The 19407-nt window shown below is 68.3% G+C and carries 19 protein-coding genes; 13 read left to right on the forward strand and 6 right to left on the reverse strand.

Features of this window, described 5'->3' with window-relative positions; genetic code table 11:
• Positions 1–77: 77 nt before the first annotated feature.
• The 7 genes from pafA (at position 78) to G6N32_RS12755 (ending at position 8322) form a co-directional block, all read left to right on the forward strand.
• On the forward strand, positions 78–1436 hold the full coding sequence (gene pafA, locus G6N32_RS12725) for a Pup--protein ligase (RefSeq protein ID WP_110918644.1): 1359 nt from the start codon (positions 78–80) through the stop codon (positions 1434–1436).
• A gap of 48 nt (positions 1437–1484) precedes the next feature.
• Positions 1485–2474: a helix-turn-helix transcriptional regulator gene (locus tag G6N32_RS12730; RefSeq protein WP_115319912.1), complete on the forward strand. Its 990-nt coding sequence runs from the start codon at positions 1485–1487 to the stop codon at positions 2472–2474.
• Complete coding sequence (locus G6N32_RS12735; protein WP_115319913.1) at positions 2471–3442, forward strand: helix-turn-helix transcriptional regulator; 972 nt, start codon at positions 2471–2473, stop codon at positions 3440–3442. Before G6N32_RS12730 ends, G6N32_RS12735 begins: the two co-directional genes overlap by 4 nt.
• Positions 3443–3507: 65 nt before the next feature.
• On the forward strand, positions 3508–3771 hold the full coding sequence (tatA, locus tag G6N32_RS12740) for a Sec-independent protein translocase subunit TatA (RefSeq protein ID WP_036345393.1): 264 nt from the start codon (positions 3508–3510) through the stop codon (positions 3769–3771).
• Positions 3772–3816: 45 nt separating this feature from the next.
• A complete protein-coding gene (gene tatC, locus G6N32_RS12745) occupies positions 3817–4752 on the forward strand; it encodes a twin-arginine translocase subunit TatC (RefSeq protein ID WP_115319914.1) in 936 nt (311 codons plus the stop codon).
• Complete coding sequence (locus G6N32_RS12750; protein WP_115321123.1) at positions 4736–7507, forward strand: DEAD/DEAH box helicase; 2772 nt, start codon at positions 4736–4738, stop codon at positions 7505–7507. The genes tatC and G6N32_RS12750 overlap by 17 nt, the downstream gene beginning before the upstream one ends.
• Positions 7508–7563: 56 nt before the next feature.
• Positions 7564–8322 carry a DUF4333 domain-containing protein gene (locus G6N32_RS12755; RefSeq protein ID WP_115319915.1) on the forward strand — a complete coding sequence of 253 codons (759 nt, stop codon included), beginning with the start codon at positions 7564–7566 and terminating at the stop codon, positions 8320–8322.
• A gap of 61 nt (positions 8323–8383) precedes the next feature.
• On the opposite strand, the gene G6N32_RS12760 is transcribed toward G6N32_RS12755, so the two are convergent.
• Positions 8384–9334: a 5'-3' exonuclease gene (locus G6N32_RS12760; RefSeq protein WP_115321124.1), complete on the reverse strand. Its 951-nt coding sequence runs from the start codon at positions 9332–9334 to the stop codon at positions 8384–8386.
• Positions 9335–9363: 29 nt separating this feature from the next.
• Between G6N32_RS12760 and G6N32_RS12765 the strand changes: the two genes are divergently transcribed.
• Entirely contained in the window at positions 9364–9750 is a 387-nt protein-coding gene (locus G6N32_RS12765) for a VOC family protein (RefSeq protein WP_115319916.1), read from the forward strand.
• Between the two features lie 27 nt (positions 9751–9777).
• Positions 9778–10896, forward strand: a complete 1119-nt coding sequence (locus G6N32_RS12770; RefSeq protein WP_115319917.1) for a M24 family metallopeptidase — start codon at positions 9778–9780, stop codon at positions 10894–10896.
• On the opposite strand, the gene G6N32_RS12775 is transcribed toward G6N32_RS12770, so the two are convergent.
• Positions 10893–11306 carry a F420-dependent biliverdin reductase gene (locus G6N32_RS12775; RefSeq protein WP_115319918.1) on the reverse strand — a complete coding sequence of 138 codons (414 nt, stop codon included), beginning with the start codon at positions 11304–11306 and terminating at the stop codon, positions 10893–10895. The genes G6N32_RS12770 and G6N32_RS12775 overlap by 4 nt on opposite strands.
• A gap of 36 nt (positions 11307–11342) precedes the next feature.
• On the opposite strand from G6N32_RS12775, the gene G6N32_RS12780 reads away from it, so the two are divergent.
• From G6N32_RS12780 to G6N32_RS12795, 4 genes are read left to right on the forward strand one after another with little or no spacing between them, the layout of a single operon-like run.
• Positions 11343–12092, forward strand: a complete 750-nt coding sequence (locus tag G6N32_RS12780) for a decaprenylphospho-beta-D-erythro-pentofuranosid-2-ulose 2-reductase (RefSeq protein WP_115319919.1) — start codon at positions 11343–11345, stop codon at positions 12090–12092.
• The gene (gene cbiE / locus G6N32_RS12785) at positions 12089–13291 is read left to right on the forward strand and encodes a precorrin-6y C5,15-methyltransferase (decarboxylating) subunit CbiE (protein ID WP_115321125.1); all 1203 of its coding nucleotides are present in this window, start codon (positions 12089–12091) and stop codon (positions 13289–13291) included. The genes G6N32_RS12780 and cbiE overlap by 4 nt, the downstream gene beginning before the upstream one ends.
• Positions 13288–14043, forward strand: coding sequence for a precorrin-4 C(11)-methyltransferase (cobM, locus tag G6N32_RS12790; RefSeq protein WP_115319920.1), 756 nt, complete (start codon positions 13288–13290; stop codon positions 14041–14043). Before cbiE ends, cobM begins: the two co-directional genes overlap by 4 nt.
• A complete protein-coding gene (locus G6N32_RS12795) occupies positions 14043–14765 on the forward strand; it encodes a cobalt-precorrin-6A reductase (RefSeq protein ID WP_115319921.1) in 723 nt (240 codons plus the stop codon). The genes cobM and G6N32_RS12795 overlap by 1 nt, the downstream gene beginning before the upstream one ends.
• Here G6N32_RS12795 and G6N32_RS12800 read toward each other — a convergent pair.
• The 4 genes from G6N32_RS12800 to cobG form a co-directional block, all read right to left on the reverse strand.
• Positions 14762–16105, reverse strand: coding sequence for an HNH endonuclease signature motif containing protein (locus G6N32_RS12800; RefSeq protein WP_115319922.1), 1344 nt, complete (start codon positions 16103–16105; stop codon positions 14762–14764). The two genes, G6N32_RS12795 and G6N32_RS12800, sit on opposite strands and share 4 nt — an antisense overlap.
• A gap of 74 nt (positions 16106–16179) precedes the next feature.
• Positions 16180–17634 (reverse strand): precorrin-2 C(20)-methyltransferase, encoded by a 1455-nt coding sequence (locus tag G6N32_RS12805; protein WP_115319923.1) that lies wholly within the window; start codon positions 17632–17634, stop codon positions 16180–16182.
• The gene (locus G6N32_RS12810; protein ID WP_115319924.1) at positions 17631–18257 is read right to left on the reverse strand and encodes a precorrin-8X methylmutase; all 627 of its coding nucleotides are present in this window, start codon (positions 18255–18257) and stop codon (positions 17631–17633) included. Before G6N32_RS12810 ends, G6N32_RS12805 begins: the two co-directional genes overlap by 4 nt.
• 16 nt (positions 18258–18273) lie before the next feature.
• On the reverse strand, positions 18274–19386 hold the full coding sequence (gene cobG, locus G6N32_RS12815; protein WP_172507286.1) for a precorrin-3B synthase: 1113 nt from the start codon (positions 19384–19386) through the stop codon (positions 18274–18276).
• Positions 19387–19407: the final 21 nt, after the last annotated feature.

Consider the following 19407-nt stretch of genomic DNA (forward strand, 5'->3'; position numbering starts at 1 on the left):
TAATCCACAGGGATTCTGAACCCGCTTAGCCCCCGCTTGCCCACCGCTAGTCCACAGCAACCAGTACGCTCGAAGTCGTGCAGCGGAGAATCATGGGCATCGAAACCGAATTCGGTGTCACCTGCACGTTCCACGGCCATCGCCGGCTCAGTCCGGACGAGGTCGCCCGGTACCTGTTCCGCCGGGTGGTGTCGTGGGGCCGCAGCTCGAACGTGTTCCTGCGCAACGGCGCGCGCCTGTACCTCGACGTGGGCAGCCACCCCGAGTACGCCACCGCCGAGTGCGACAACCTGACGCAGCTGGTCACGCATGACCGCGCCGGGGAGCGGGTGTTGGAGGACCTCCTCATCGACGCCGAACAGCGACTGGCCGACGAAGGCATCGGCGGGGACATCTATCTGTTCAAGAACAACACCGACTCGGCCGGAAACTCCTACGGCTGCCACGAGAACTACCTGATCGTGCGGGCCGGCGAGTTCTCCAGGATCTCCGATGTGCTGCTGCCGTTCCTGGTGACCCGCCAGCTGATCTGCGGCGCGGGCAAGGTGTTGCAGACGCCGAAGGCGGCCACGTTCTGCCTGAGCCAGCGCGCCGAGCACATCTGGGAAGGCGTCTCGAGCGCCACCACCCGGTCGCGCCCGATCATCAACACCCGCGACGAACCGCACGCCGACGCCGAGAAGTACCGCAGGCTCCATGTGATCGTCGGGGACTCGAACATGTGCGAGTCCACCACCATGCTCAAGGTCGGGACCGCCTCGCTGGTGCTGGAGATGATCGAGGCCGGGGTTGCATTCCGCGATTTCTCACTGGACAACCCGATCCGGGCGATCCGCGAGGTCAGCCACGACCTCACCGGACGCCGCCCGGTGCGCCTTGCCGGCGGACGGCAGGCCAGCGCCCTGGACATCCAGCGCGAGTACTACGCCCGCGCGGTGGAATACCTGCAGACCCGCGAGCCCAACACCCAGATCGACCAGGTCGTCGACCTGTGGGGCCGCCAGCTCGACGCCGTCGAAAGCCAGGACTTCGCCAAGGTCGACACCGAGATCGACTGGGTGATCAAGCGCAAGCTGTTCCAGCGGTATCAGGACCGATACAGCATGGAGCTGTCCGACCCGAAGATCAGCCAGCTGGACCTGGCCTACCACGACATCAAGCGCGGCCGCGGCGTCTTCGACCTGTTGCAGCGCAAGGGCCTGGCCACTCGGATCACCACCGACGAGGAGATCGAGGCTGCCGTCGACACCCCGCCGCAGACCACGCGGGCCAAGTTGCGCGGCGAGTTCATCAGTGCCGCCCAGGAGGCGGGTCGCGATTTCACCGTCGACTGGGTGCATCTCAAGCTCAACGACCAGGCTCAGCGCACGGTGCTGTGCAAGGACCCGTTCCGCTCGGTCGACGAGCGGGTGAAGCGACTCATCGCCAGCATGTGACGAGCGCGCCGCAGGGGCGGCGCACCGTTTCCCGCTAAGGTTTTCCGAGTGGCGACATCCAAAGTAGAGCGGTTGATGAACCTCGTCATCGCGCTGCTGTCCACGCACGGCTACATCACCGCGGACCGCATTCGCGCCAGCGTGGCCGGCTACGCCGAGAGCCCCAGCGACGAGGCGTTCTCCCGGATGTTCGAGCGCGACAAGAACGAGTTGCGCGATCTGGGCATCCCCTTGGAAACCGGGCGGGTGTCGTCGTTCGACCCCACCGAGGGCTACCGGATCAACCGCGACGCCTACGCGCTGCCCGACATCGAACTCACCGACGAGGAGGCGGGCGCCGTCGCGATCGCCACCAAGCTCTGGGAATCGCCGGAACTGATCACCGCGACCCAGGGCGCCCTGCTGAAGCTGCGGGCGGCGGGCGTCGACGTGGACCCCGATGCCGCCGTCGCGATCACCACCGCTTCGGGACCGCCCGGGTTGCGCGGATCCGAAGACGTGCTGGGAAACCTGTTGTCGGCCATCGACTCCGGTCAACCGGTTCAGTTCCGGCATCGTTCGCTGCCGACCGACCCCTACACCGTGCGCACCGTCGAACCGTGGGGGGTCATCACCGACCGGGGCCGCTGGTATCTCGTCGGGCATGACCGGGATCGCAATGCCACCAGAACATTTCGGCTGTCCCGCATCGGCGCCGACATCACAACGGTCGGGCCGCCGGGATCTGTCACCAGACCCGCCGGGGTTGATCTGCGGGCGATCGTCGACCGGGCGATCGGTGAAGCACCCAGCGGGGTGCAGGCTTCGGTATGGGTTGCCGACGGGAAGGCGATGTCGTTGCGCCGCAACGGCAAATCCACCGGAACGCGCAGCATCGGCGGCCGCTCGGGAGAGGTGATCGAACTCGACATCGGCACCCGCGACCGGCTCGCCCGCGAGGTCGCCGGCTACGGGGCAGACGCGCTGGTCCTGGAGCCGGCCACACTGCGCGACGACGTGCTGGCTCGGCTGCGCGCCCAAGCAGGGGACCGCGCATGACACCCGTCTCGACGCGTCTGGTGCGGCTGCTCAACATGGTGCCGTACCTCAAGGCCAACCCCAGCATCACCTACGACGAGGCCGCCGCCGATCTCGGCGTCACCCGCAAGCAGCTCCAGCAGGACCTCGATCAGCTCTGGATGTGCGGCCTGCCGGGATACGGTCCCGGCGATCTGATCGACTTCGAGTTCTCCGGCGACTCGATCAAAGTGACGTTTTCGGCGGGCATGGACGAGCCGTTGCGGCTGACCTCGCCGGAGGCGACCGGTCTGCTGGTGGCGCTGCGGGCGCTGGTCGACATCCCCGGTGTCGTCGACCCGCAGGCCGCGTTGAGCGCCATCGCCAAGATCGAATCGGCGGCCGGCACCGTCGGCCACGACCACACCCATGCCGTCGCCGCGGTGGACGAGCGAGCGCCGATCGAAAGCGACACCGCCGCCGCGGTGCGCGCCGCTGTTCGTGATGGTCGCGCCCTGAACATCGAGTACTACTCGGCGTCCCGGGACACATTGACCAGCCGGGTCGTCGACCCCATCCGGGTGGTGCTGGTCGGCGACCACAGTTATCTGCAGGCCTGGGCCCGCGACGCGGAGGGGGTGCGGCTGTTCCGGTTCGATCGCATCGTCTCCGCCACCGTGCTCGACCAGGCCGCCGTCCCGCCCGAGCCGGCCAAGCAGGCACCACCGGACACCTCACTCTTCGATGCCGATCCGGCGCTGCCGGCCGCGACCTTGCTGCTCGCGCCGACCGCGACCTGGATGCTCGAGTACTACCCGATGCGGATCCTCGAGGAGTTGCCCGACGGTTATCACAAGGCGTCGATGACCTACGCATCCGAGGAGTGGATGTGCCGGGCGCTGCTGGGATTCGGCGCCGATGTCCGAGTCCTCGAGCCGGAGTCGCTGGTGAGCCGGGTCCGCGAGAGTGCCGCCGCGGCCCTGGCCGCGTATTCCGAGCTGAGCGGCTGACCTGCATACCGGCTGGACGTGGGGCCGGTGGGGTAGCATCGAGACAACTTCTGGAGGTGACCAAATTGGGTGCTCTACAACCGTGGCACTGGCTGATTCTCATCGCGGTGGTCGTGCTGCTCTTCGGGTCGAAGAGGTTGCCTGATGCTGCCCGCTCACTGGGTAAGTCGATGCGGATCTTCAAGTCAGAGGTCAAGGAGCTGCAGAACGAGCACAAGGCGGACACGCCCGTCACGCCCGCGCAGCCGCCCACTCAGGTGCAGTCCGAGCGCGTCGAGGCACCGGTGACCCCGCCGGCTCAGAGCCACACCGACGCCAAACCGGCCTGAACCGACGACGACCGGGCGCCTCGGCGCCCGTAGTCTGCCGCTGCCGTGCGCACACCTAAACTTCTGTCGCGGCTGGACCCTCGACAACGGCGCAGCCGCGTCAATCCGGACGGGACCATGTCCCTCGTCGACCACATCCGGGAACTGCGGTACCGCCTGCTGATCGCGATGGGTGCGGTCGCGCTGACCACGATCATCGGATTCCTCTGGTACAGCCACGGGTTCCTCGGGCTGGAAAGCCTGGGTGAATGGTTGCGCGAGCCGTACTGCTCGCTGCCCCAATCGGCGCGCGCCGACATCAGTGCCGACGGGGGCTGCCGCCTACTGGCGACGGCGCCGTTCGACCAGTTCATGCTGCGGCTCAAGGTCGGCCTGACCGCGGGCATCGTAATGGCCTGCCCGGTGTGGCTCTACCAGTTGTGGGCGTTCATCACCCCGGGGCTGTACCGCAACGAACGCCGCTTCGCCTCGGTGTTCGTCTTCTTCGCCGCGCTGCTGTTCGTGGCCGGCACCGTGCTGGCCTACTTCGTCCTGTCGAAGGCCCTGCACTTCCTGTTGACGGTCGGTAGCGACGTCCAGGTGACCGCCCTGTCCGGTGACCAGTACTTCGGATTCCTGATCAACCTGCTGTTGATTTTCGGTGTGAGCTTCGAGTTCCCGTTGCTGATCATCATGCTGAATCTGATCGGCGTGCTGACGTATGCGCGGCTGAAATCGTGGCGGCGCGGCCTGATCTTCGGGGTGTTCGTCTTCGCCGCATTCGCCACGCCCGGCTCTGACCCGTTCTCGATGCTGGCGCTGGGGCTCGCACTGACGCTGCTCCTGGAATTCGCCATCCAGATCGCCCGGATCAACGACCGTCGCAAGGCCAAGCGCGAGGCGCAGGCCGAGATTCCCGACGAGCAGGCCGCACCCATCGAGGCGCCGGAACCGGTGGCCGCCCCGACGACGTATGCGGCACAGCATGACGACATCACCTGAGGCCGGCGGGAGCCTGGCGCAGTTCACCGAGCTGCTGACATTCCGGCTCGACCCGTTCCAGCGCAAGGCATGTGAGGCCCTCGAACGCGGCCACGGGGTGCTGGTCTGCGCACCGACGGGCGCGGGCAAGACGGTGGTCGGCGAGTTTGCGGTACACCTGGCGCTCACCGCGGGCCGAAAGTGCTTCTACACCACGCCGATCAAGGCGCTGAGCAACCAGAAACACAACGATCTGGTGCGCCGGTACGGCGCGGAGAACATCGGCTTGCTGACCGGCGACCAGTCGGTCAACGGCGACGCTCCGGTGGTGGTGATGACCACCGAGGTGCTGCGCAACATGCTCTACGCCGGATCCGAAACGTTGCGTGCGCTGTCCTTTGTCGTGATGGACGAAGTGCACTTCCTTGCCGACCGCATGCGCGGTGCGGTGTGGGAAGAGGTCATCCTGCATCTGCCCGACGATGTGCGGCTGGTCAGCCTGTCGGCGACGGTCAGCAATGCCGAGGAGTTCGGCGGCTGGATCCAGACCGTGCGCGGTGACACCACCGTCGTCGTCGACGAGCACCGGCCGGTTCCGTTGTGGCAGCACGTATTGGTGGGCAAGCGGCTGTTCGACCTGTTCGACTACGACCGCGAGGGTAAGCAGCACCTCGTCGATCCGGACCTCATCCGCCACATCGCGCATCGGCGCGAGGCCGAGCGGTTGACGGACTGGGAGCCGCGCCGCCGCGGGCCCGGGCGCCCCGGTGGGAGATCGGGCCTGCACCGCCCGCCGTCGCGCCCCGATGTGATCGCCTCGCTGGACCGTGAGGGTCTGCTGCCGGCGATCACCTTCATCTTCTCTCGCGCCGGCTGCGACGCCGCGGTCAAACAATGTCTGCGCAGCCCGCTGCGGCTGACCGACGACGAGGACCGTAAGCGGATCGCGGAGGTGATCGACCGCCGCTGCGGCGATCTCGCCGACGCGGACCTGGCGGTGCTCGACTACTACGAGTGGCGCGAAGGGCTGCTGCGCGGGCTGGCCGCCCACCACGCCGGCATGCTGCCGGTGTTCCGGCACACCGTCGAAGAACTGTTCACCGCCGGGCTGGTCAAGGCCGTGTTCGCCACTGAGACACTGGCGCTGGGCATCAACATGCCGGCCCGCACCGTCGTGCTGGAGAAGCTGGTCAAGTTCAACGGCGAGCAGCACCTGCCGCTGACGCCGGGGGAGTACACCCAGCTGACCGGGCGTGCGGGCCGCCGCGGGATCGATGTCGAGGGCCACGCCGTCGTGCTGTGGACTCCCGAAGTCGAGCCGGCGGAGGTGGCCGGGCTGGCGTCCACCCGGACCTTCCCGCTGCGAAGCTCGTTCGCGCCGTCGTACAACATGACGATCAATCTGGTGAACCAGATGGGTCCGGAGCAGGCGCATCAGTTGCTGGAGCGGTCGTTCGCGCAGTTCCAGGCCGACCGGTCGGTGGTGGGGCTGGTCCGCGGAGTCGAACGTGGCGAGAAGATGCTCGACGACATCGCCACCGAGCTGGGCTGGGATCGCCGCAAACAACCGGACAAGGAGCCGGCGATCCTCGACTACGTGCGGCTGCGCGCGAGGATCACCGAGCGGGAGCGGGCGCAATCGCGGGCCTCGCGGCTGCAACGCAGGCAGGCGACCACGGACACGCTGGCGGCGCTGCGCCGCGGCGACATCATCAACATCACCCAGGGCCGCCGCGGTGGCTTGGCCGTGGTGCTGGAGCCGGCCAACGAGTCGACCGATCCGCGGCCGCTGGTATTGACCGAACATCATTGGGCCGGAAGGGTTTCCTCGGCCGACTTCACCGGAGCCGCGGCGGCGATCGGATCGATGACGCTACCCAAACGGGTGGAGCACCGGCAGCCGCGGGTGCGCCGCGACCTGGCGTCGGCACTGCGGTCGGCGGCGGCCGGGCTGCGGGTGCCGTCGACCAGGAAACGTCGCGGCGACGCCGAGGACGCACCCGACATCGATCCCGAACTGCTCGCGTTGCGGGAGTCGATGCGCAAGCATTCCGTTCACGACATGGCCGGCCGGGAGGCAAAGGTTCGTATCGGCGAGCGTTATCTGCGGGTCGAGCGTGACAACGAGCAGATCCGCAAGAAGGTCAGCGCGGCGACGAACTCGCTGGCCCGCACGTTCGACCGGATCCTTGGGCTGCTGACCGAGCGCGGCTTCATCGAAGAGCGCGACGGTGATTTCGGCGTCACCGCCGACGGCAGGCTGCTGACCCGGATCTACAACGAAAGCGATCTGCTGGTCGCCGAATGCCTGCGTAAGGGCATCTGGAAGGGTCTGGCGCCCGCCGAGCTCGCTGCGGCGCTGTCCGCGGTGGTATTCGAGACCCGCGGCAGCGATGGCCCCACCCCATCGCACGCCATCGAGATGCCGACAGCCAACGTGCGGCGCGCGCTGGTGGAGATGCGGCGGATGTCCGGGCAACTGCGGGCCGACGAGAACCGGCACCGGATCAGCCCGACACGCGAGCCCGACGAAGGATTCGTCGCCGCCATCTATCGATGGGCGACGACCGGCGACCTGGCGGCCGCGCTGGCGGCCTCCGACGTCGCCGGTGCCGGGACCCCGCTGCCGGCTGGCGATTTCGTGCGGTGGTGCCGACAAGTGCTGGATCTGCTCGACCAGGTCCGCAATGCCGGGCCCGAAGCCGGGCTGCGTAAGACCGCAAACCGTGCCATCGACGACATCCGGCGCGGCGTCGTCGCTGTTGATGGCGGGTAGGCTCATGCAAACGCTACGGTGGGAGCGGCGAATCGCTACCAGATCAAGGAGAGACGATGAGCGGACCGCAGGGATCAGAACCTAATCCCTGGCAGGCTCAACCCGGGCAAGGTCAGGATCAGCCTGCCCCCGGCTCCGAGCAACAGCCCAGCGGCAGCGAGACCCCGGCCTGGCAGCAGCCGTCCGGTGAGCCGCCGGCCTGGCAGCCGCCCGCCTACACCCCGCAGCAATACCCGCAGTACGGCCAGCAGCCCGGTCAGCAGTACCCGCAGCAGCCGTACCAGCAGCCCACCGAATACAACCCGGGCACCTACGCGCAGCCGGGTCAGCAGTATCCGCAGTACGGGCAACCGCAGTACGGGCAACCGCAGTACGGCCAGTACCCGCAGCAACCGGGTCAGTACCCGCAGCAGCCGGGCGACCCCAACCAGCCTGGGCAGTACGCGCCGTACCCGCAGCCCGGCGATGAGGGTGCGAAGAAGTCGTCGGCAGTGCTGTTCACCGTCGTCGGCGTGCTGGCCGCGATCGTCGTCGCCGTCGTGCTGGTGTTGGGCTTCTGGAAGCCGGGCTTCTTCGTGACCACAAAGCTCGATATCGGCAAGGCCCAGCAGGGTGTGCAGAACATCCTCACCGACGAGACAAACGGCTACGGTGCCAAGAACGTCAAGGACGTCAAGTGCAACAACGGCCAGAACCCGACGGTCAAGAAGGGTGACACCTTTACCTGCGAGGTGAGCATCGACGGCACGAAGCGCCAGGTGACGGTCACCTTCCAGGATGACAAGGGCACCTACGAGGTCGGCCGGCCGAAGTAGCCGCTCGGCGGCGTCATGTGCCGAAGTAGCCGCTCGGCGCCGTCATGTGCCGAAGTAGCCGCTAGTCGAGGGCGTCCAGCGCTTTCTGCAGGCGGCCGATCGACGAGCCGACGCCGTAGGCGTGGGCCAGCTCCGCGACGCGGGACGGGTCGGCGGCCGCCAGCGGTAGCCGGTCGTCGGTGCTGAACGCCACCGGTGCGTCACGGGCCACCTGCACCACCGGTCCGGCTGCCTCGATGTAGTCGGTCGCCGCCAGAATCTTGCTGCGAAAAGCCTTGGACAGCTTCGACTTCGGATCGTGCGCGGCGGCCAGGATGTCCTCCAGCGATCCGTACTGCGACAGCAGCGTGGCTGCCGTCTTCTCCCCGACGCCCGGCACCCCGGGCAGGCCGTCGGACGGATCGCCGCGCAGCAGAGCCAGTTCGGCATAGGCGGCGCCGGCGCGATGCGGCGGCACCCCGTACTTCTCGGCAACCTCGGCAGGTCCGAACATCGTGGCGTTCGACAACCCGCGGCCCAGGTAGAGGACCCGCACGGCGACCGGATCGTCGCCCACCAACTGCAGCAGATCGCGGTCGCCGCTGACGACCACGACGGGATCGCGCGTCTCGGCGGTGGCCAGCGTGCCCAGTACGTCGTCGGCTTCATAGCCTTCCGCGCCCGCGGTGGCGATCCCGAACGCGTCGAGCAGATCCATGATCATCTCGACCTGATGGCTGAGCTCGTCGGGGACCTCTTCCAAATCCGTTTCCCCGCTGGGTTTTTCTTCAGCAACCCGGTGCGCTTTGTACGACGGGATCGCATCGACCCGGAACTGCGGCCGCCAGTCGAGATCGAGGCACACCACCAGGCGGCTCGGGCGTTCGCGGGTGATCAGCGTCGCCACACTGTCCAGGAAGCCGCGCACGGCGTTGACCTGCCGGCCGTCAGGCGCGGTGATCGACGAGGGCACCCCGAAGAACGAACGAAACCACATGCTCGCGCCGTCGAGCAGCAACACCGGTGCAGACATGCGAGCCATCCTGCCAGTAGCGTCGGGGGATGTCGTTCGCCATCGAGCGGATCGACCACGTCGTGCTCAACTGCCGTGACGTGGAGGCCGTCGCCAATTGGTACGTCCGCGTGCTCGGCATGCGCCGCGAGGTGTTCGCCGGAAACCGTATTGCGCTGCGCTTCGGCGATCAGAAATTGAACCTGCGTCCCACCGGTGCGCCGAACTGGCCGACGGGAGCGGCGGATTCACCGGGGTCGCTCGATCTGTGCTTCATCACCACGGCTGCCCCTGACGAGGTGGAGGCGCAGCTGCGGGAGGCCGGGGTGACCATCACCGACGGGCCGGTCACCAAAACCGGCGCACTCGGCACGATGACGTCCCACTACTGCCGCGACCCCGAGGGAAACCTGGTCGAGGTCGCCAGCTACCCGTAGCGGATACCTGCGGCTAGCCTGGCTGGCATGACCGACCGTTTCAGTAGCGACGTCTATGCCCGCCGCCTCGCCGCCACAGCAGCCGCAGCCTCCGCTGCCGGGGTGGCGGGGCTCGTCATCACTCCGGGATACGACCTGCGCTACCTCGTCGGCTCGGCGGCGCAGACGTTCGAACGGCTGACCGCGTTGGTGGTACCGGCGACCGGTGCGCCGACCGTGGTGGTGCCGCGGCTGGAATTGGCGTCGCTCAAGGAATCCGCGATCCTCGAACTCGGCCTGAGCGTTCAGGATTGGGTCGACGGCGACGACCCGTACGAGCTTGTGGCGGCCGCGCTGGGGGGACATGCCCGGATCGCGGTGACCGACTCGATGCCCGCGCTGCACCTGCTGCCGCTGGCCGAACGGCTCGGCGCAGTGCCGGTGCTCGCCACCGAGGTGTTGCGGTCGTTGCGAATGATCAAGGATCCGGCCGAGATCGACGCCCTGCGCAAGGCGGGCGCGGCGATCGACCGGGTCCACGCCCGGGTGCCCGAGTTCCTGAAGCCCGGCCGGACCGAAGCCGAGGTTGCCGCGGACATCGCCGAAGCCATTGTGGCAGAGGGGCATTCAGCGGTGGCGTTCATCATCGTCGGGTCCGGTCCGCACGGTGCCGACCCACACCACGAACAGTCCGACCGGGTCCTGCAGGCCGGCGACATCGTCGTCGTCGACATCGGCGGCCCGTACGCGCCCGGCTACAACTCCGACTGCACCCGCACCTACAGCCTCGGTGAGCCCAGCGCCGACATCGCCGAACAGTACGCGGTGCTGCAGAGCGCGCAGGCCGCCGCGGTCGAGGCGGTCCGTCCCGGCGTGACGGCCGAGCAGGTCGACGCCGCCGCCCGCGACGTGCTCGCGCAAGCCGGGCTGGCGGACTATTTCGTGCACCGCACAGGGCACGGCATCGGACTGTCGGTCCACGAGGAGCCCTACATCGTCGCGGGCAATGACCTGCCGCTGGCGGAGGGGATGGCGTTCTCTGTCGAGCCGGGTATCTACTTCCCCGGCAAGTGGGGTGCGCGCATCGAAGACATCGTGATCGTCACAGAGGACGGTGCCGAGGCGGTGAACACCGGCCCGCACGGGCTGACGGTGGTACCGGTCTAAGCCTTCGTGTGATCCAGCAGACTCGAGGAACCCAGCACACGGGTGATGTGCACCTCGATGACGACGCGCTTCGGATTGACTCGCGGCGTGCGGTAGCGCTGGGCGTAGCGGAGTTCGGCGTCGCGAACAGCGGCGGGATCCCGGTTGACGCTGGCCTGGCCTTCCAGGGACAGCCACCGGGCGCCGTCGACCTGGGACAGCACCCCGACGCCGGACCGCTCGGCGTTGATCGCCTTCTGCGAGCCGTCACTGGTGATGACCCGGGCAATGTGGGTCTTGGGATCGAAGGTGAAGCCGACCGCCACCACGTGTGGTGAGTTGTCGGCGCGCAAGGTGGTCAGCATCGCGAGGTGGCGTTCGGTGAGGAATGCCAGCGCATCGCTGGTCAGCCGGGTCGTTGAGTTCGCCATCAACGTCCACGCTAGCGCAGTGAATAATCTCGGAGTGTGAGTGACACGGGGGCCGGTCCGGTGGTGATCTTCGGCGGCCGCAGCGAGATCGGCGTCGAGCTCGCGCAGCGGTTGGCGCCCGGCGCCACCGTGGTGCTGGCAGCGCGGCGCGCCGATCAGTTGAAGCAGCAGGTCAGCATGCTGCGTGCAGCCGGCGCCGTGGCGGTGCACACCGTCGAGTTCGATGCCGACGACGTCGCGGCCCACGGTCCGCTGATCGGGCGTCTGGTGGCCGAGCACGGACCGATCGGCACGGCCGTCCTGGCGTTCGGAATCCTGGGCGATCAGCCGCGCGCCGAAGCCGACGCTGCACACGCGGTGGCGGTGGTGCACACCGACTACGTCGCTCAGGTCAGCCTGCTGACGCTGCTCGCCGCGGCGATGCGCACGGCAGGCCGGGGAGCGATCGTGGTGTTCTCGTCGATCGCCGGGGTGCGGGCGCGGCGCGCCAACTACGTGTACGGCTCGGCCAAGGCCGGACTGGATGCCTTCGCCTGTGGGCTGGCCGACGCGCTGCACGGCAGCGGGGTGGCTCTGCTGCTGGTGCGGCCAGGATTCGTGATCGGCCGGATGACCGAGGGAATGGACCCTGCACCGCTGTCGACCACGCCGGCAAAGGTGGCCGATGCGACGGCCCGGGCCCTGCGCAGTGGGCGTCGCGAGGTGTGGGTGCCTGCGCCACTTCGTCTGCTGGCGTTCGCGTTTCGGATGACGCCCCGCGCGGTGTGGCGGAGGCTGCCGCGATGATCACTGTGGTCGGAATCGGCGCCGACGGTATGGCCGGTCTGGTTCCGGCGGCCAGCGCCGAATTGCGCAGGGCCACCGTTATTTACGGGGCGAAGCGGCAGCTGGATCTGCTGGACGAGTCGGTGACTGCGGACCGCCGGGAGTGGGGCAAGCCCTTCCTGGACGCGTTGTGTGCGGTTCGGGACTTCGACGGTGACGTGCATGTGGTGGCCAGTGGTGATCCGATGCTGCACGGGGTCGGCGCCTCGCTGATCCGGGTGTGCGGGGCTGACCGGGTGCGGGTGTTGCCGCATGTGTCGAGCGTGACGTTGGCGTGTGCCCGGCTCGGCTGGTCGGTCCAGGACACCGAGGTGATCAGCCTGATGCTGGATGATGTGCGAAAGGCGGTACGCCGCGGCGGTCAGGCGATCGTGTTGTCCAAGGGTGGACCCGACCTGAGGGCGCTGGCGATCCAGCTCTTCAACCACGGCCGTGGCGATTCCGAGCTCACCCTTCTCGAGCAACTCGGCGGCCACCGTGAACGTCGCCGCGACGGGATCGCGCGGGACTGGGCGGATGACCCGCCGGCCGACATCGACGACCTGCACGTGATCGCCGTCCGCTACCTGCCGGAAGGCAGGGTATGGCCGGCCGACGAGGCCGCGTACATGAACGATGGCCAGATCACCAAGCAGGCAATCCGGGTGGCGACCGTCGCAGCCCTGGCGCCCCGGCCCGGGCAGCGACTTTGGGACGTCGGCTCGGGTTCTGGCAGCATCGCCGTCGAGTGGTGCCGCACGTGGCCGGGGTGTAGCGCTGTGGCCTTCGAGCGCGACGAGCAACGCCAAATGTTCATTGGAGTCAATGCCTCAGCACACGCCGTCGACATCGACGTGCGCGGCGCAGCGCCGAAGGCGTTCTACGACGCCAGAATCGGCGAAGGTGGCGTCGACGGCGTGCCAAGCCCATCGGCCATCTTCATAGGGGGCGGCCTGACGACGTCCGGAATGCTGGAAGCGTGCTGGGAAAACCTTCCTACCGGTGGGAGACTCGTCGCCAATGCCGTCACCCTTGAATCCGAAGCGATTCTGGTCCAATGGTATTCGCGGCTCGGTGGTGAGTTACGGAAATTCCAGCACTACGAAGCCGAGCCGCTGGGCGGGTTCGCGAGCTGGCGCCCTGCGCGGCCGATCACACAGTGGGTGGTGACCAAGCAGTGACGGTCTACTTCATCGGCGCCGGACCGGGTGCGGCCGACCTGATCACGGTGCGCGGGCAGCGGTTGCTGCAACAGTGCCCGGTCTGCCTGTACGCCGGCTCGATCATGCCCGACGACCTGCTGGCGCTGTGTCCACCCGACGCCAAGGTGGTGGACACCGGCCCGCTGACCCTGGAGCAGATCATCGCCGAGCTGGCCGCCGCCGATGCGGCCGGGCTCGACGTGGCACGGCTGCACTCCGGTGACCCGGCGATCTACAGCGCGCTCGCCGAGCAATGTCGCCACCTCGACGCGCTCGGCATCGGCTACGAGATCGTCCCCGGCGTACCGGCATTCGCTGCCGCCGCCGCGGCGCTGGGCCGGGAGCTCACCGTGCCCGGGGTGGCGCAGACCGTGACGCTGAGCCGGGTGTCCACGTTGTCGACCGCGATGCCCGCGGGTGAAGACCTGGTCACCCTCAGCAAGCCCGGCGCGACGCTGGTGCTGCACCTGGCCGCGCACCGGATCGACGCGATAGTGCCGCAACTGCTCGAGGGTGGCTACCGACCGGATACCCCCGTCGCCGTTGTCGCGTTCGCCAGCTGGCCACAGGAGGTCGTGCTGCGTGGCACGCTCGCCGACATCGCCGAGAAGATGCACGACGCACAGATCACCAAGACCGCGGTGATCATCATCGGCGATGTGCTTGCCGCCGAGGGCTTTACCGACAGCTACCTGTATTCCGCTGGCCGGACCCGCGGCAGCAGGCACTGATGCGCATCCTGCTGCTCGGCGGTACAGGGGAGGCGCGGGCGCTGGCGGCGCGGCTGCACCCCGACTTCGACATCGTCAGCTCGCTGGCCGGCCGGGTGCCGGATCCGGCGCTGCCGGTCGGGCCGGTCCGTATCGGCGGATTCGGTGGAGTGGACGGCCTGCAACAGTGGCTGCGTGACAACGACATCGGTGCCGTCGTCGACGCCACGCACCCGTTCGCCGCCACCATGACCGCACATGCCGCACAGGCCTGCGCCGAACTGGGCATGCCGCACCTGGTGCTGTTCCGCCCGGCGTGGGATCCGGCCGGTGCGCTACGGGTGACCTCCGACATCGAGGCGGCTGAGTTGGTGGCAGAGCAAGGCTTTTCGCGGGTGTTTCTGACCACCGGCCGATCGGGAGTGCGACCCTTCACCGGCAGCGATGCGTGGTTCCTGATCCGAGTGGTGACACCGCCCGACGCCGACGTGCTACCGCGTAACCATGAGGTGCTGCTGTCGCGCGGGCCGTATACCTACGATGGGGAGTGCATGCTGTTGCGGGACAACGCAATAGATGTGTTGGTCACCAAGAACAGCGGGGGAGCGCTGACCGAGGCCAAACTTGCCGCCGCCAAGGACCTTGGCGTCACCGTCGTCATGATCGACCGGCCGCCACTGCCATCGGGGGTGACGGCGGTGGGAACCGTGGATGACGCAGTGACCTGGGTCGCCAGCCTCTAGTAGAGAAGCTCTTCGGGGTGATGGTAGTAGTTCACCCGAGATTGCCCGCGGTCGAGGTGCGGGGGCGGGATCCACTCGGTCTTGTTGTCTCGTCTGCGTTTTCGGGTAGTCCAGCCGGTGGGGCCGTCATTGACCATCCGGTTGTCACAGCCACAGGCCAGGGTGAGTTCGTTGATGTCGGTGTTGCCGCCGCGGGCGAAGTCGCGGGCGGCGTGGTGGACTTGGCTGTGATAGGCCGGTGCCGTGCAATCGGGCTTGGTGCATCCCTTGTCGAAGGCGAAGAGCGCAAGGCGCTGGCCGGGACTGGCGGTTCGGCGGCTGCGCCCGTAGTAAAGCTTGATGTCTCTTGGTGATTCGAACAGGGTCAGGAAAGGATGGGCCTGGGCGGCCAACCGGATGACGGTCGGCATGGGCAGGTAAGTGCCGCCGCCGGTGTGGGCCAGTCCGGCGGCGGAGGTCAGCTGCTCGAGGCTGGTGGTGACGACGATGGTGACGGGCAATCCGTTGTGCTGACCGAGCTTTCCAGAGGAGAGCATGGCCATGCAGACGGTCTTGAGGGCGTCATGGGTGCGTTGGGCTGACGAGCGCGAGTCACCGGTGATCTGTTGTTCGCTGGGTGCACCGTCCACGCAGGGCGCTGCGTCGTCGGGGTTGCACTGTCCGGGCGCAGCGAGCTTCGCGTTTATGGCGTCCAGAGCCGCGCGCAATTCCGGATCCGCCCAGCCCGATATCTTGCTCATGCCGTCGACTTGTTGTGGACCGATGACGATCCCGCGTTTGCGGGCCTGGTCGCGCTCATCGTCGAGGATGCCGTCCTGGTTGATCATGGCCATCAGCTGGTGAGCAAGTTTGCGCAGTGCCTCAGGAGTGAGCCCGCCGGCCAGCCCACCCAGTTGGGCTTCGGCGTGCTCGCGGGTTGCCCCGTCGACCGATGCGGGTAGGTGATCCATGAACGACCGGATCACCGCCACGTGGTCGGCGCCTATCTCTCCACGACCTTGGGCGGCCGCGGTCGCGGGCAGACTCGGTGGCAGTGCTTCTCCGGTAAGGGATAGCCGCGGCCCGAGCTCGCCGGCGTCGCTCAGTCGGCGGGTCGCGTCGGCGCTGCTGATGCCGAGGCGGTGGGTCAGGACTGCACGCCAGGATTTGGCGCCCATCTCGACAGGTGACGTCTGGGACTGGAGCTGCGTCAGGACAGTGTGCTCCACTGCGGGCAGCAGCCGCCGTAGCCGCTCGATACGCTCGAGCACCGCCAGCAGTTCGGGTGCTGGTACGCCGGCCGCCGGTTGCGCCGCCGCCTTCTCCCAGGCGGTCAGCACATCGTCCAGCACCTCCATCATTCTTCGAACATTAGTTCGATTGCCTGACAGATTCGGCCCGATTGTGACGGCTGTGGTCAATGAGGCCAAAGATATTACTGAGGGTAGCGGCGCGGTGTGAACACCGTGTCGCCATACCACTGGGTCTGCGAAGAGCCCACGATCAGTAGGCACCGCATGTCGACGTCGGCGGGGTCCAGATCGCCGAGCCGCACCACCTTCACCGACTCGCGCGGTCCGGCCACGTCGCGGCCGATCACCACGGGCGTTCCCGGTTCGCGGTGTTCCAACAGCAGATCTCGCATCGCCGCGACCTGCCAGGTGCGGCTCTTGGAGGCCGGGTTGTAGATCGCCAGCACCAGGTCCGCCTCGGCGGCCGCCGAGAGCCGGGCGGCGATGATGTCCCACGGCTTGAGCCGGTCGGACAGCGAGATCACCGCATAGTCATGGCCCAGCGGCGCACCGACCCGACTGGCGACAGCCTGCGCGGCCGTCATCGCCGGGATCACGCGCACGGCGACGTTCGGCCACTGCTTGGCCTCTTCGAGCACCGCGGTTGCCATCGCGAAGACGCCGGGATCACCCGAGGACACCACCGCGACGGCCCGTCCCTGCTCGGCCAGCTCGCACGCCAGGCGAGCCCGCTCGGGTTCGTCGGTGTTGTCGCTGGGGTGGCGGCGCTGCCCGGCGCGAGCCGGAACGCGATCCAGGTAGGGGCCGTAGCCGATCAAATCGGTGGCTGCCGCCAGCTCATGGCGGCTCTGCGGCGTCATCCACTCGATGTCGCCGGGGCCGAGGCCGACCACTGTGACGCCGCCGGTGACGGGCTTGGCCCGTCCACCGCCCGGCAGGATTGCCAGCGAGAAGTACGGCACCGACTCGGCCTCGACCTCCCCGGCTGGCAGCACGCGTTGCGAGTCGGTGCTGGCCCGCTCGACGTAGAACGCCTCGTCGAGGCGGCCTGCAATCGAAAGCGCCTCCCGCACTTGCGGATACGTGCGGCCTAGCTTCATCACCACTGCAGCGTCGGCGTCGGCGAGGCGGCGGGCCAGCTCGCGCACTCCCATGGTGCCCGGCAGCACCGAGAGCACTTCGTCGCCGGTCACCAGGGGAGTCGCGATCGCCGCAGAGGCAGCGCTCACCGACGTCACGCCGGGAATGATCACCGCGCTGAACCGCTCGGTCAGCCGGGTGTGCATGTGCATGTAAGAGCTGTAGAACAGCGGATCGCCCTCCGCGAGCAGCGCGACATCGCGCCCGGCATCGAGATGGGCGGCGATCCGCTCGGCGGCCTCGCGGTAGAAGTCCTCCATCGCGCCGGCGTAGCCGCCGGGATGCTCGGTGGTCTCGGTGGTCACCGGGTAGACCAGGTGTTCCTCGACCTGGCCGGCCCGCAGGTAGGGCTCGGCGATGCGCCGCGCGATGCTCCGGCCGTGCCGCGCACTGTGGTAGGCCACCACGTCGGCCGAACCGATGATCCGGGCGGCCTTGACCGTGACCAGCTCGGGGTCACCCGGGCCGAGGCCGACGCCGTAAAGCACGCCCGTCATTCGCGCTCACTCGCGATCGCGTTCACCGCGGCGGCCGCCATCGCGCTGCCCCCGCGCCGGCCCTGCACCACCAGGTACTCCATGCCCCGCGGCCGGTCGATCAGCTCCTGCTTGGACTGCGCCGATCCGACGAATCCCACGGGTCCGCCCAGCACCGACACCGGGGCGGGCACGCCGTCGTCGATGAGCTCCAGCAGCCGAAACAAAGCCGTCGGCGCATTTCCGATGGCGACGACGGCTCCGGCCATCCGGTCCGCCCACAGCTCGACCCCGGCGGCCGAGCGGGTGTTCCCGGTGCGCTGGGCCAGCTCGGGCGCCCGCGGATCGGCCACCAGCGACACCACCTCGTTGTCTGCGGGGAGACGGGCTGCGGTGATGCCCGCAGCGACCATCGACGAGTCGCACAGGATCGGCGCCCCGGCCAGCAAGGCGGCGTGCGTCGCGCTGACCACTCCGGGGGTGAACGCCACATGCTCGGCCACGTCGACCTGGCCGCAGGTGTGGATCAACCGGACGACGACCCGCGCGACATCCTCGGGAAACGCGGCCAGATCGGCCTCGGCGCGAATCGTCGCGAACGACTGCCGATAGATCTCGGCGGCGTCGCGAATGTAGTCGAGCACGCGATCACCCTACGGCCTACCGCGATGCGGGCCGGAACCCCTCTGTCGTCGCCACGAACACCTGACCAGCCGGGGGACTGCCGCACGCCCGCTCGCATCCCACATAGTGAACGTGGCCGTGAACATCTTCTTCGAGCGCCACCCGGGTGGCCTCCGCGCGCACGTCGGCCCGCGACTTCTCACACCCCGGGCTGCCCACGCAGGCGCTGATATCCAGCCACGGCGAATTCTCGTCGAACACCAACCCCATCGGCGCCAGTACCCGCAGCGCCGTGTCGGCCACTCCTTCGTCCAGGTCGCAGACCAGCAGCGAGCGCCACGGCGTGATGATGACCGGTGCGTCGATCGCCGCCACGAATTCGGCCAGGCGGGACTGCAGAACACCGAGGGGGATCGCTGCGCCCAGCGTCACCAGGCCGTCGTCCTGCACGATCCAGCCGACCGGCGGGCGCAGCACAGGCGGATACTGCGCTCCGGCTACCGCCGTCGCCGAGAAGCCGGCCAGCAGAGGCGACGGATCGTCCAATTCGGCTACCCGCCAGGCAGTTCCGCGGATCTGGACGAATCGCCGGGCAATCGTGATCAATGCCGGCACCGCGTCACCCGGGGCCACCCGCACCCCGGTGTCACGACCGGCCAGCAGCACCGCGACGCCGTCGGCGTGCACATGGACGCCGGCATCGGCGGCCAATCCGGAGATGTCGCCGCGGCCGTCATCGAGGCCGAACAGGAACCGTCCCGGCAAGTGCGCCAACTCGGCATCGGCCTGAATTGCCAGATCCAGTTCGGTCACCCACGGCCGCACATCGGCGACGCCGCCCACCCGACCGGACAACGGCGACGCGACGATGTTGCGCACCCGTTCATGGGTCGGCGAGGGCAGCAGGCCGGCAGCGACCGACGCGTCGGCGACCGCCGTCGTATCCCGGATCCCGCGCAGCTGCAGATTGCCGCGCGCCGTGAGTTCCAGAGTGCCGTTGCCGAACTCGACGGCCGTGTGCGCCAGCGCTTCCAGCTGCCGTGCGGCGATCATCCCCCCGGGCAGCCGAAGGCGGGCCAACGCGCCGTCCGCGGCCTGGTGCACCTGCAGGGCACCGGGGCAGGCGTCGTCGTCACGCAAACGCTTCACCCGTCCACCGTACGGGCGTAT

It is taken from the genome of Mycolicibacterium aichiense, from assembly GCF_010726245.1.
GTDB lineage: Bacteria > Actinomycetota > Actinomycetes > Mycobacteriales > Mycobacteriaceae > Mycobacterium > Mycobacterium aichiense.